This window comes from Leptothrix mechoopdaensis (SeqCode), from assembly GCF_053893855.1.
Map to the genome: position 1 here is coordinate 4,615,370 of NZ_CM132699.1, position 12,040 is coordinate 4,627,409.

The 12,040-nt window shown below is 71.4% G+C and carries 11 protein-coding genes; 7 read left to right on the forward strand and 4 right to left on the reverse strand.

The window, feature by feature from the left end; translation table 11 throughout:
- The first annotated feature begins 63 nt into the window (after window positions 1-63).
- From ACWA7K_RS20185 to ACWA7K_RS20205, 5 genes are read left to right on the forward strand one after another with little or no spacing between them, the layout of a single operon-like run.
- On the forward strand, window positions 64-687 hold the full coding sequence (locus ACWA7K_RS20185; RefSeq protein WP_456163673.1) for a YbhB/YbcL family Raf kinase inhibitor-like protein: 624 nt from the start codon (window positions 64-66) through the stop codon (window positions 685-687).
- The gene (locus ACWA7K_RS20190; RefSeq protein WP_456163675.1) at window positions 677-1,855 is read left to right on the forward strand and encodes a CaiB/BaiF CoA transferase family protein; all 1,179 of its coding nucleotides are present in this window, start codon (window positions 677-679) and stop codon (window positions 1,853-1,855) included. The genes ACWA7K_RS20185 and ACWA7K_RS20190 overlap by 11 nt, the downstream gene beginning before the upstream one ends.
- Window positions 1,848-2,711: an FAS1-like dehydratase domain-containing protein gene (locus tag ACWA7K_RS20195; RefSeq protein ID WP_456163677.1), complete on the forward strand. Its 864-nt coding sequence runs from the start codon at window positions 1,848-1,850 to the stop codon at window positions 2,709-2,711. The genes ACWA7K_RS20190 and ACWA7K_RS20195 overlap by 8 nt, the downstream gene beginning before the upstream one ends.
- Window positions 2,712-2,736: 25 nt before the next feature.
- Window positions 2,737-3,726 (forward strand): Bug family tripartite tricarboxylate transporter substrate binding protein, encoded by a 990-nt coding sequence (locus ACWA7K_RS20200; protein WP_456163679.1) that lies wholly within the window; start codon window positions 2,737-2,739, stop codon window positions 3,724-3,726.
- Window positions 3,727-3,779: 53 nt separating this feature from the next.
- Entirely contained in the window at window positions 3,780-4,013 is a 234-nt protein-coding gene (locus tag ACWA7K_RS20205) for a hypothetical protein (RefSeq protein ID WP_456163681.1), read from the forward strand.
- Window positions 4,014-4,049: 36 nt separating this feature from the next.
- Here the strand turns inward: ACWA7K_RS20205 and ACWA7K_RS20210 are convergent, their stop codons facing one another.
- Entirely contained in the window at window positions 4,050-4,475 is a 426-nt protein-coding gene (locus ACWA7K_RS20210; protein WP_456163683.1) for an Lrp/AsnC family transcriptional regulator, read from the reverse strand.
- A gap of 157 nt (window positions 4,476-4,632) precedes the next feature.
- Here ACWA7K_RS20210 and ACWA7K_RS20215 point away from each other — a divergent pair, with 157 nt between their 5' ends.
- On the forward strand, window positions 4,633-5,679 hold the full coding sequence (locus tag ACWA7K_RS20215) for an ornithine cyclodeaminase (protein ID WP_456163685.1): 1,047 nt from the start codon (window positions 4,633-4,635) through the stop codon (window positions 5,677-5,679).
- A gap of 81 nt (window positions 5,680-5,760) precedes the next feature.
- The gene (locus ACWA7K_RS20220) at window positions 5,761-8,796 is read left to right on the forward strand and encodes a DUF748 domain-containing protein (RefSeq protein ID WP_456163687.1); all 3,036 of its coding nucleotides are present in this window, start codon (window positions 5,761-5,763) and stop codon (window positions 8,794-8,796) included.
- A gap of 33 nt (window positions 8,797-8,829) precedes the next feature.
- Here the strand turns inward: ACWA7K_RS20220 and ACWA7K_RS20225 are convergent, their stop codons facing one another.
- From ACWA7K_RS20225 to lysS, 3 genes are read right to left on the reverse strand one after another with little or no spacing between them, the layout of a single operon-like run.
- Complete coding sequence (locus ACWA7K_RS20225; RefSeq protein WP_456163689.1) at window positions 8,830-9,336, reverse strand: AraC family transcriptional regulator; 507 nt, start codon at window positions 9,334-9,336, stop codon at window positions 8,830-8,832.
- Window positions 9,337-9,362: 26 nt separating this feature from the next.
- On the reverse strand, window positions 9,363-10,367 hold the full coding sequence (locus tag ACWA7K_RS20230) for a Bug family tripartite tricarboxylate transporter substrate binding protein (protein WP_456163691.1): 1,005 nt from the start codon (window positions 10,365-10,367) through the stop codon (window positions 9,363-9,365).
- A gap of 9 nt (window positions 10,368-10,376) precedes the next feature.
- Entirely contained in the window at window positions 10,377-11,939 is a 1,563-nt protein-coding gene (gene lysS / locus ACWA7K_RS20235; protein WP_456163693.1) for a lysine--tRNA ligase, read from the reverse strand.
- Window positions 11,940-12,040 lie beyond the last annotated feature (101 nt).

Here is a 12,040-nt window from a genome sequence, read left to right on the forward strand (position 1 = left end):
AACATGGCTGTACGGACCTGATCGGTCTGAGTTTTCGTGAATACCGAAACCTGGAGTGCTTCCATGATGTTCAAGTCCCTGGCCTCCGCCGCGCTGGTCTGCGCCGCGATCCTTCCCTTGTCCGCCTGTGGCGGCGCCAATGCCCAGACGTCGCCCCAGGCTTTCAGCCTGTCCAGCCCCGATCTCGCGGGCGGCGTGTTCCCGCCCATCCACCTGGCTGACGGCTTCGGCTGCACCGGTGGCAACCTGTCGCCCGAACTGGTCTGGCGCCATGCACCGGCCGGAACGCAGTCGTTCGCCCTGCAGGTTCACGATCCCGATGCCCCCACCGGCAGCGGCTTCTGGCACTGGACGGTCTACAACATCCCCGCGACCGCCACGGGCCTGGCGCGCGGTGCGGGTGGCTCGACCGGCAGCCTGCCGGCACCGGCCTTCGGCGGGCGCAACGATTTCCACGACACCGGCGTCGGCGGTGCCAACGGCAACTACGGCGGGCCGTGTCCGCCGGTGGGTGATGCACCGCATCGCTACGTCTTCACGCTGTACGCGCTGTCGGTGCCGGACCTGCACGCGGCGTCCGGCATCCCGCGCACCGGCACGGCGGCCCTGCACGGCTTCGTGCTGAACCGCGGTCTGGGCGACAAGATCCTGGGCAAGGCCAGCTTCACCGCCAGCCATGGCCGCTGAAGCCTTGCCTTCGGCCGCGTCGATGCGGCCTCTGGACGGCGTGCTGGTGGTCTCGATCGAGCAGGCGCTGGCCGCCCCGATCTGCACCAGCCGGCTGGTCCAGATGGGCGCGCGTGTCATCAAGGTCGAGCGCGCCGAGGGCGACTTCGCGCGCGGCTATGACCGGGTGGCCAACGGCGAGTCGTCCTACTTCGTGTGGACCAACCACGGCAAGGAGTCGCTGGTTCTCGACTTCAAGCGGCCCGAGGACGCCGCCCTGCTGGAGCAGCTGCTCTCGCGTGCCGACGTGTTCGTGCAGAACCTGGCGCCGGGGGCGCTGACACGGGCGGGCTTCGACAGCGAGGCGCTGCGCCAGCGCCATCCGAGGCTGGTCACCTGCGACATCTCGGGCTATGGCCTGGACGGCCCGGCCAGCGGGCTCAAGGCCTACGACCTGCTGGTCCAGTGCGAGAGCGGACTCGCCGGGATCAGCGGTTCTCCCGAGGCCTGCGGCCGCGTGGGCGTGTCGATCTGCGACATCGGCGCAGGACTCAACGCCACCATCGGCGTGCTGTCGGCGCTGGCGCAGCGCCAGCGCAGCGGTGTCGGCTCGGGTGTGTCGGTGTCGCTGTTCGACGCCGCCGCCGACTGGATGACGGTGCCCTACCTGCACGAGGTCCACGGCGCGGGCGCGCCGACCCGGCAGGGCCTGAGGCATCCGTCGATCGCCCCTTATGGCGCCTTCGTCACGGCCGAAGGCCGGCAGGTCGTCATCGGCATCCAGAATGAACGCGAGTGGCGGTCCTTCTGCGCGGTGTTCCTGCAACAGCCTGCGCTGGCCGATGACGTGCGGTTCATCGGCAACGACGCGCGTGTCCGCAACCGGGCTGCCCTCGACGCCCTGGTGGGCGAGGTGTTCGGGCGGCTCGGCATCGCCGAGGTCCTGACGCGGCTGGTGGACGCCGGCACGGCCCACGGGCAGGTTCGCTCGGTGGCCGAGCTGGCGACACACCCGGCCTTGCGGACCTGGCCGATGCAGGTCGGCGATGTCGAGATCCAGGTGATCGCGCCGCCGGTCCGCACCGCCTGGGACACCCCGCGCTTCGGGCCGATCCCGTCGATCGGCCAGCACGGCGCCGCGCTGCGCCGCGAGTTCTCGCCCCTGACTCAGGAGACCACACATGAGTGACATCGACATCGACACGTTGCGGCAGTGGGTCGGACGCGGATCGGTCATCACCGACACCCTGTCGCCACGCCAGGCCGGCCTGATGTGCGCCACGCTCGGGCTGTCGCCCGGCCACGCCGGGTCCGGCATGCCGCTGCCGCCGCTCTGGCACTGGATCTACTTCCTCGAAGGCCAGCCCGCTTCGGCACTGGGGCCCGATGGACACCCCGCGCGCGGCGGCTTCCTGCCGCCGGTGCCGCTGCCGAACCGGATGTGGGCGGGCGGCGACATCGTCTTCCATGCCGTCCTGACGCTGGGTTCGACGGTCGAGAAACGTTCCTGCATCGAGTCGGTCGAGCACAAGCGCGGCCGCAGCGGCGAACTGGTCTTCGTCACCGTGCGCCACGAGTTGTGGCAACTCGGGCAGCTTGCCCTGACGGAGCGGCATCACATCGTCTACCGGGAGCGTGTCGCGGCCGGCGATGGCACTGGTGTGAGCGCGGGCCACCCGCCGCCGGACCTGCCCGAGGCGACGGCGATCGGCGAGCCTTTCACGCCGGACTCGACCCTGCTGTTCCGGTACTCGGCGCTGACCTTCAACGGCCATCGCATCCACTACGACGCCGACTACTGCCGCGAGGTGGAGGGCTATGCCGGGCTGGTCGTGCACGGGCCGTTGATCGCCACCCGACTGGCCGCTCATGCCCGTCAGACGGGTCGACGGGCGCTCAAGCGCTTTCGCTACCGGGGCCTGAGTCCGGCCGTCCTCGGCCAGCCGCTGCTGCCCCACGCCGGACCGGGCGACGACGGTGGCTTGACCGTCTGGATGACCTTGCCCGACGGCACCGTGGTCATGCGCGCCCACGCCACGTTCTGAAACCCTGATGACGGGAGACCTGTCCATGCACGTCAACTCACGTGACCCCTTGCGCCGCTGGCTGGCGGGCCTGGCCCTGCTGGCCGTGATCGGACCGGCTGCCGCGCAGCCGGTCGCCTATCCCGCCAGACCCATCACGCTGGTCGTGCCCTTCGTGGCCGGCGGCACCACCGACATCGTCGGCCGCATCGTCGCCGAGGGCCTGGGGCAGCGGCTGGGTCAGACCGTCGTGGTGGACAACCGCGGCGGGGCCGGCGGCAACATCGGTGCGGCCGTCGTCGCGCAGGCGCGGCCCGACGGCTACACGCTGCTGATGGGCTACAACGGCACCAACGCGATCAATCCGGCGCTCTACCCGAAGCTGTCGTGGGACCCGGTGACGAGCTTCGAACCGGTCTCGATGGTGGCCCGGGTCAACAACGTCGTCGTCGTCCATCCCGGCCTGCCGGTGGCCACGCTGCCCGAGCTGATCGCCCATGCGAAGGCGCACCCGGGCGACCTGAACTACGGCTCGGCCGGGTCGGGTTCGGTCTTCCACCTGGCCGGCGAGATGCTGGAGCAACAGGCCGGTGTCCGCCTCGTCCACGTGCCCTACAAGGGCGCGGCGCCCGCCCTGACCGACACGATGGGCGGACAGGTCCAGCTGATGTTCGCCTCGATCCCGGCGGCTCTTCCGTTCATCCGGTCCGGCCGGCTGAAGGCCATCGCGGTGACGGGCGCACGTCGCTCGCCGCTGTTCCCGCAACTGCCCAGCGCGAGCGAATCCGGCTACCCGGGGATGGTGGTCGACTCGTGGTTCGGCGTCTTCGCGCCCAAGGGCCTGCCGGTCGATGTGCGTGACCGGCTCGTCAGCGCGCTGCACGCCGTCCTGTCGGATCGGGCCACCGTGGCGCGGCTGCAGGAGCAGGGCGCCGACCCGGTGTCCTCGACGCCGCGTGAGCTGGCCGAGCTTCTGGCGGCCGACCTGAAACGCTGGAAGCAGGTCGTGGCCACGGCCGGTGTCGTGCTGGACTGAGCGGCGCTGGCATGATGCGGCGCCTCGGAACCCTGCCAAGCGCACCCCCGGCCATGGCCACCAAGAAGATCACCCGCATCGAAGTCCAGCGCTGGAAGTCGGCCAGCAACTCGCACGGCCTCGTCGACATCGGCTTCGACGGCCTGTTCATCCAGCAATTTCCGCCCGACGACCGCGAGCCGATGCACGTGCTGAGCATGAGCGAGCCCGACGCCCGTGCGCTGTTCATGTTGCTCAAGGCCCAGCTGGCCGAGTTCGACGGGCGCAAGGCGCGCAGCCAGCGCTGATCACGGAAAGCGGCGGGGACGGCGGGGCCGCGTGCCTCAGCCGACCCGATACGTCTGCAGGTGGATGCTGGTCTCGGTTGCGCCGATGCCCTTGATCAGCCGGACGCGCTCCAGCACGGCGGCGAGTTCCTGCAGGTTGGCCGCGCGCAGCTCGGCCAGCAGGTCCCAGCGGCCGTTGGTGTCGTGCAGCGCCGCCACGCCGGGCTCGCCCAGCAGCGTGGCGATCACCGCGCGGGTCTGGTTGCCCTCGATGGCGATGCTGGTCCAGGCGCTGATCTGGGTGGTCTCGACATCGGGCTTGAGCCGCACCGTGTAGCCGACGATCACGCCGGCGTCCTCCAGCCGCGCGAGGCGGTTGCTGACCGTGCCGCGCGAGACGCCGAGCCGGTGCGCGAGGTTGGCGATGCTCTCGCGGGCGTTGGCGCGCAACAGGCCGATCAGCTGCAGGTCGACGGTGTCCATGCGGCACCTCCTTTGTGCAGATTGTCAGCGGCGCCTGTCGTTCTGCCAAATTCCTGTCGAAAACGCAGCGTTCTGCCGTCTGGCGGCTGGCACGCCAGCCTCGAAGAATCGTCTCCAACCGTTCGACCCGCTGTCGAACCCCCTTCCGGAGACACCCATGACCCCCTTCCTCACGCCCGGCGACGTCGCCCGCATCGTCGCCGCCCAAGGCATCGCCGGCACCTTCGAGCGCCTGGCCGGCTACCTGGAGGCCGACTACCGCCGCTGGGCCGACTTCGACAAGACGCCGCGCGTGGCGGCCCATTCGCGCGACGGCGTGATCGAGCTGATGCCGATCGCCGACGACACGCTCTACAGCTTCAAGTACGTCAACGGCCACCCGGCCAACACCCGCGCCGGCCTGCCGACCGTGATGGCCTTCGGCGTGCTGGCCGAGGTCGCCACCGGCCTGCCGCTGCTGCTGTCGGAGCTGACGCTGACGACGGCGCTGCGCACCGCCGCGATGTCGGCGCTGGCCGCCCGCACGCTGGCGCGGCCCGGCAGCCGGCGCATGGCGCTGATCGGCAACGGCGCGCAAAGCGAGTTCCAGGCGCTGGCCTTCCATCACCTCGTGGGCATCGGCGAGATCGCGCTGTTCGACGTCGACCGCGCCGCCACCGCCCGGCTGCAGCGCGCGCTGGCCGGCGTGCCGGGGCTGCGGCTGATCGCCTGCGACAGCGTCGACCGGGCGGTGCAGGGCGCCGACATCGTCACCACCGTCACGGCCGACAAGACCCGCGCGACCATCCTGCGCCCCGGCCACATCGCGCCGGGCATGCACCTGAACGCGGTCGGCGGCGACTGCCCCGGCAAGACCGAGCTGGACGCGGCGATCCTCGAACGCGCCAGCGTGTTCGTCGAATACGAGCCGCAGAGCCGCATCGAGGGCGAGATCCAGCAGATGCCGGCCGATTTCGCGGTGACCGAGTTCTGGCGCGTGCTGACCCGCCAGGCGCCGGGCCGGCGGCGCGACGACGAGGTGACGGTGTTCGACTCGGTCGGCTTCGCGCTGGAAGACCACTCGGCGCTGCGCTGGCTGCGCGACAGCGCCCGCGAACTCGGCCTGGGCGAGCCGCTGGCGCTGGTGCCCGAGCAGCAGGACCCGAAGGACCTGTTCGGCGTGCTGGGCCTGGACCTCGGCGCGGCCGGCCACCGCGCCGCCTGACACCGGCGCTCACGGTTCGTTCCGACGGGTGCTTGGGATAGCCGTTACGCTGTCGGGCCACGTCCCGCCTGTCGTTCACAGATGCCCACACCCGCGCCCACGCCCGATTCGACCGCCGCCACGCCCTCGTTCCGCCTCGGCCGCAACGGCCGACGCCTGTTGATCGGTGTCGCCAGCCTGGCTGGCCTGGCGCTGCTGTGGACGCTGCTGATCGGCGTCTGGCTGCCCGGCTTCGTCAAGACCCGGGCCGAGGCCGCCGCCAGCGACGCGCTGGGCGTGCCGGTGACGATCGAGCGCATCGAGATCGCGCCGTGGCAGGTCGCGCTGACGGTGCAGGGCCTGCGCATCGGGGCGGCCGACGCGCCGCTCGCGACGCTGGGCCGGCTGCATGCCGACGTCGCGCTGCGCCAGAGCCTGTGGCTGCGCGCGCCGGTGGTCGAGCGCCTGTCGGTCGAGGCCCCGGCGCTGAACGTCGAGCGGCTGGACGCGCAACGTTTCAACTTCAGCCCGATCGTCGACCGCCTGCGCGAACGCGCCGCCGCCGAGCCGCCCAAGCCGGCCGGCGAACCCGCCCGCTTCGCGCTGCACAACCTGCAGCTGAGCGAAGGGGCGCTGCATTACCGGGATGGCCGCGACGGGGCCCGCGTCATCGAACACCGTGTCGAGTCGCTGCGGCTGGCGCTGCCGATGTTGTCCAACCTGCCGGCCGATGTGGCGACCGAGGTGCAGCCGCTGCTTGAGGCCCGCATCGACGGCAGCGACTTCAAGCTGGGCGGCCACGCGCGCCCGTTCGCGGCCGAACGCCCGGCCGACCTGAAGCTGGCCTGGCGCGACGTGAAGCTGGCCGACTGGCTGAGCCTGCTGCAGGCGGTGTTGCCGCCGTCCTTGGCACCGACCCGGCTGGAAGGCGCCGTCTCCACCGACCTGGACGTGGCCTTCGAGACCCGCCCCGCGCCGCAACCGCCCGAGCTGCGCGTGCGCGGTCAGCTGGCGATCGACGGCTTCGCGCTGGCCTTGCCCGGACTGGGCGTGGATGCGGCCTGGCAGCAGCTGCGCATCGAGGCCATCGACACCCAGCCGCTGGCCGCCCAGCACACGGTCGGCCGCATCGCCTTCGACGGCCTGAAGCTCGACCTGGTGCGCCAGCCGGCCGAGGCCCAGGCGGCTGTGGCGCCTGCGCCCGCTGCGGCGTCGGCGCCCGAAGGCCAGCCACCCGCGCCCGCGCTGGCCTGGAAGCTCGACGAGTTCGCCTGCCGCGACTGCGCCGTCCACCTGCGCGACGACACGCTGCAGCCGCCCCTGCGGCTGGCGCTGGACGAACTCGGCCTGACGCTGAAGCAGCTGGCCCAGCCGGCCCAGGCGCCGTGGGCGTTCGAGCTGGTGACCCGCGTGCTGGCCAGCACGGGCAATGCGACCAACGCGACCAACGCGGCAAGCGCCAAGGGCGCGCCGCCGGCCGGCCGCCTGACCCTGACGGGCGAGCTGAGCGGCCTGTTGCCGCCGGCCGAGCCGCTGAAGCTGCAGGCCACCATCGGCGTCGACGCGCTGGACCTGCGGGTGCTGCAGGCCTGGCTGGACCCGGTCGTGAACCTGAAGCTGGTCGGCGCCCAGGTGTCGACCCAGGGCGAGCTGACGCTGTCGGCGCCGGCCTCGCCGCTGGTCGACGCGGCGGCGATGAAGGCGGTCGACGTCCGTTACGCCGGCCGCTTCAGCCTGGACGGCCTGCAGACCCAGGACAGCGTCACCGGCGCCGACTTCGTGCGCTGGCGGCGGGTCGGGCTGGACGGCCTGGACGCGCGCTGGCAAGGCGCCGGTGCGGCCGGACGTGGCCAGCTCGACGCCGACTTCGGCCGCATCGCGCTGGACGGCCTGCAGGCCCGCGTGATCCTGCACCCGGACGCCCACCTGAACCTGGCCGACATCACCCGGCGTGAACGCGGCGCGGCGCCGCAGTCGATCACGACGCCGCAGCCGGCGGCCTTGGCGGCACAGCCCAGGCCCGAGCCGGTCGGCCCGTCCAACGGCCCGGTGCTGAACCTGCGCTGGCAGGGCGTGGCGCTGCGCGACGGCAGCGTCTTCTTCACCGACAACTTCATCAAGCCCAACTACTCGGCCCGGCTGACGCAGCTCAAGGGCGAGCTGTCGGCGCTCAGCTCGGCCGCGCCCGAGCCGGCCCGGCTGTCGCTGACCGGTGCGCTCGACGACGGCGCGCCGCTGCGCATCGCCGGCCGGGTTCACCCGCTGGGCGCGCGGCTGTCGACCGACATCGAGGCCTCGGCGCGCGGCATCGCGCTGACCCGCATGAGCACCTATGCCGAGCGTTACGCCGGCTACGCGATCGAGAAGGGTTCGATGTCGGTCAACGTGCGCTACCAGATCGAGCAGGGCAAGCTGCAGGCCGAGAACCAGCTCTTCCTCGACCAGCTGACCTTCGGCGACAAGGTCGACAGCCCCGACGCGACCTCGCTGCCGGTGCGCCTGGCGGTCTCGCTGCTGAAGGACCGCAACGGCGTCATCGACATCCGCATGCCGGTCTCGGGCACGCTCGACGACCCGCAGTTCTCGGTCGGCGGCGTGATCTGGAAGGTGGTCGTCAACCTGATCGAGAAGGCCGTCACCGCGCCCTTCGCGATGCTGTTCGGCGGCGACAGCAACGAGGCCAGCGCGCTGGCCTTCGCGCCCGGATCGGCCGAACTCGACGACGCCGGCCGCGAGCGGCTGGACGCGCTGGCGCAGCGCCTGATCGACAAGCCGCAGCTGAAGCTCGAAGCGACCGGCCGGGCCGATCCGGCGCTGGACGGCGCGGCGATCCAGGCGGCGCATGCCGAGGCGATGAAGGCCACGGCGGCCGCTCCGGCGGCATCGGCTGCTGCATCGGCCACCGCATCAGCCGCAGCCGCTGCATCCGCTGCATCCGCCCCGATCCCCGCGCTCGAACCCGCCGCGCTGGAGCGCGCGTTGCGTTCGCTGGCCGATGCCCGCGGAGACCGCGTGCTGGCCTACCTGGCCGCGAAGCTGCCGGCCGAGCGGGTCTTGCTGAACCGCTCGCAGATCACCGCCGAGCGGCCGTCCGGCGACACCGTCGCGACCTCGCGGGTGCAGTTCGAGCTGCGCTGATCAACGGCCGCTGAAGGGTGTCAGGTCCGGGCGTCAGCCCGGACGCCGCACCGGCACGCACAGCTCGAAGCTGAAGCGGCCGGTCTGCGGGTCGTAGGTCGAGTCCTTGCCCATGTACTCGAACGGCGAGCCGGCGATGGTCAGGCCGCTGGCGGGCAAGGTGCGCGAGAACATCGTCGACCAGGCTTCGCCGATGCTCGACGGGTCGGCCTCGAAGCGCTGCACCAGGTGCAGGCCACCGGGCAGCGTGAAGGCGAAGACGCCGTCACCGGCCGGCACCGGCGTGTCGGCGTCGACCTCGACCGCCGCGTCGTAGCGGCAATCCTCCGGCGGGGTGGTCGACGGGTCGCTGCGGCCGATGCCGACCATCGGCCGCCCGGCCAGCCCGCTGGCGATCAGCCAGGGCCGGAAGGTCTCCTGCCAGAAGCGGCCGACGCCCTCGCCGTAGGGGCCGATGTGGCGCATCGCCAGCAGCCGTGCCGGGGCGCGTTCGATCACGCGGATGTCATGGCTGAAGTCGGCGCGGATGTCGTCGCTCATGGCGTTCTCCTGCGGGCCCGGGGGACTCACTGCGGCTTGAAGCCGCTGGCCGTGATGACGCGGCTCCAGACCTTGGCGTAGGCCGCCTCGCGCTCGCCGAGCTGGCTGGCGCTCATCAGGCCGACGCTCAGGCCCATCGCGGTCAGGCGCTCGCGCACGTCCGGCTGGGCCAGCACCTTGCCGAGGGCGGACGAGAAGCCGTCGATGGCGGCGCGCGGCGTGCCGGCCGGCGCGAAGACGCCGTAGTACGGCACGTCCTCGAAGCCGGCCAGACCGAGTTCGGCGAAGGTCGGCACGTCCGGCAGTGCGGCCTGCCGGGCGCCGCCGAGCACGGCCACGACGCGGATCTTGCCGGCCTTGTGGTTCTCGATGAAGTCGGGAATCGAGCCGACGCCGGCCGCGATCTGGTTGCCCAGCATGTCCGTCATCATCGGCGCGCTGCCGCGGTAGGGCGCGGCGACGAGGTCGAGCTCGTACTTGCGGCCGATCACCTGCACCAGGAACTCGGGCACCGAGGCCGGTGCCGGCACGCCGATGGCGCCCTTGCCCTGACCCTGCGTGCGCACCCAGGCGACGTACTCGGCCAGGCTGCGCGCAGGCGTGCCGCCGGACAGCGCGAGTGCGTTGACGAAGGTCGCGAAGCCGGCCACCGGCACGAAGTCGCGCGCCGGCTCATAGCCCGGGTTGCGCACCACCAGCGGCAGGATCGAGATGGTGTGGTCGTGGCTCAGGAACAGCGTCGTGCCATCGGCCGGTGCGGCCTTCAGCGCCTGCGCGGCCAGCTGGCCGCCGGCACCGGGCTTGTTCTCGACGATGACGGTGACGCCGAGCTGATCCTTCAACCGCTCGGCCAGCAGCCTCGCAATCGCGTCGGTGCCGCCACCGGCAGGAAAGCCGACCAGCAGGCGCACGGTCTTGCCGTCCTGTGCGCGGACAACGCCCGGCAGGGCGGCGCCGGCCAGCGTCGCGCCCGCCAGCGCGAGCAGGTCACGGCGGCGGGAAAGTGAAGACTTGCGCGTGTCCATCGGCATCTCCGTCGATCAGCCTTCGCGCCGCAGCGCCGGGAACAGCACCACGTCGCGGATGCTGGGCGAGTCGGTCAGCAGCATCATCAGGCGGTCGATGCCGATGCCGCAGCCGCCCGTCGGGGGCATGCCGTATTCGAGCGCGCGGATGAAGTCGGCGTCGAAGAACATCGCCTCCTCGTCGCCGGCGTCCTTGTTGGCGACCTGGGCGTGGAAACGCGCGGCCTGGTCTTCGGCGTCGTTCAGCTCGGAGAAGCCGTTGCCGAACTCGCGGCCGGTGATGAACAGCTCGAAGCGTTCGGTGATGGCCGGGTTGGCGTCGCTGGCACGCGCCAGCGGCGAGACCTCGACGGGGTAGTCGATGATGAAGGTCGGCTGCCAGAGCTTCTCCTCGACCACCGCCTCGAACAGGCCGAACTGCAGCTGCGCGAGCTTCCAGTGCGCCGGCGGTTCCTCGCCCAGGGACTTCAGGCGGGCGTGGATCGCGTCGGCGTCATCGGCCTCGGAGGGGCTCAGGCCGGCATGCACGACCAGCGAATCGCGCACCGACAGCCGCGCGAACGGCTCGTCCAGGTGTACCGGCTTGCCCGCATAGCTGACCCGCGCCGAGCCGGTGGCCTGCTGCGCGGCGTGGCGCAGCAGCTGCTCGGTGAAGTCCATCAGGTCGTGGTGGTTCCAGTAGGCCGCATAGAACTCCATCATCGTGAACTCCGGGTTGTGCCGGACGCTGATGCCTTCGTTGCGGAAGTTGCGGTTGATCTCGAACACGCGCTCGAAGCCGCCGACCACCAGGCGCTTGAGGTAGAGCTCGGGCGCGATGCGCAGGAACATCTCCTGGTCCAGCGCGTTGTGGTGGGTGATGAAGGGCTTGGCGTTCGCGCCGCCGGGGATCGGATGCAGCATCGGCGTCTCGACCTCCAGGAACTGGTGCTGGAGCATGAAGCCGCGGATGCTGGCGACCGCGTTGCTGCGGGCGCGGAAGCGGGCCCGCGCGCCGTCGTCGGTCATCAGGTCGACGTAGCGCTGGCGGTACTTCTGTTCCTGGTCGGTCATGCCGTGGAACTTGTCGGGCAGCGGGCGCAGGCTCTTGGTCAGCAGGCGCAGCGTCGTGACCTTGATCGACAGCTCGCCGGTCTTGGTGCGGAACAGCGTGCCCTCGGCGCCGAGGATGTCGCCCAGGTCCCAGTGCTTGAAGGCGGCCAGCAGCTCGGGGCCGACGTTGTCCTGGGTGATGTAGAGCTGGATGCGCGGGTTGCCGTCGGTCGAGCCGTCCTGCAGCGTCGCGAAGCAGGCCTTGCCCATCACGCGCTTGAGCATCATCCGGCCGGCAACGCAGGCGGTGACGGGGTTGGCCTCCAGCACGTCGTTGTCCTGGCCCTCGTGACGCACGTGCAGCGCGGCGGCGTGGTCGCGCGGCTTGAAGTCGTTCGGGAAGACCGCTGCGCCGGAAGCCCGGGCCTGCTCGCGCAGCGCGGCGAGTTTCTCGCGGCGTTCGGCAATCAGCTGGTTGTCGTCGGCGGCGGGCGCGGGGTGCGGGCTGTTCGGTGCGGGCGTGGAATGGGGGTTCGAAGCGGTCATGGCTAACTCGTTGTGGCGTCTGCAATTTTAGGGTTGCGACGAGGCCGCTTCGGGTGGCTTCCTAGAATCGCGCGTCCTGCCGGCCCGTTCCTCGCCTACGT

Bases quoted from the DNA above. Each gene is read 5' to 3' on its own strand.
- ACWA7K_RS20185 (WP_456163673.1), top strand. From the start codon at position 64: ATGATGTTCAAGTCCCTGGCCTCCGCCGCGCTGGTCTGCGCCGCGATC.
- ACWA7K_RS20190 (WP_456163675.1), top strand. From the start codon at position 677: ATGGCCGCTGAAGCCTTGCCTTCGGCCGCGTCGATGCGGCCTCTGGAC.
- ACWA7K_RS20195 (WP_456163677.1), top strand. From the start codon at position 1,848: ATGAGTGACATCGACATCGACACGTTGCGGCAGTGGGTCGGACGCGGA.
- ACWA7K_RS20200 (WP_456163679.1), top strand. From the start codon at position 2,737: ATGCACGTCAACTCACGTGACCCCTTGCGCCGCTGGCTGGCGGGCCTG.
- ACWA7K_RS20205 (WP_456163681.1), top strand. From the start codon at position 3,780: ATGGCCACCAAGAAGATCACCCGCATCGAAGTCCAGCGCTGGAAGTCG.
- ACWA7K_RS20210 (WP_456163683.1), bottom strand. From the start codon at position 4,475: ATGGACACCGTCGACCTGCAGCTGATCGGCCTGTTGCGCGCCAACGCC.
- ACWA7K_RS20215 (WP_456163685.1), top strand. From the start codon at position 4,633: ATGACCCCCTTCCTCACGCCCGGCGACGTCGCCCGCATCGTCGCCGCC.
- ACWA7K_RS20220 (WP_456163687.1), top strand. From the start codon at position 5,761: ATGCCCACACCCGCGCCCACGCCCGATTCGACCGCCGCCACGCCCTCG.
- ACWA7K_RS20225 (WP_456163689.1), bottom strand. From the start codon at position 9,336: ATGAGCGACGACATCCGCGCCGACTTCAGCCATGACATCCGCGTGATC.
- ACWA7K_RS20230 (WP_456163691.1), bottom strand. From the start codon at position 10,367: ATGCCGATGGACACGCGCAAGTCTTCACTTTCCCGCCGCCGTGACCTG.
- lysS (WP_456163693.1), bottom strand. From the start codon at position 11,939: ATGACCGCTTCGAACCCCCATTCCACGCCCGCACCGAACAGCCCGCAC.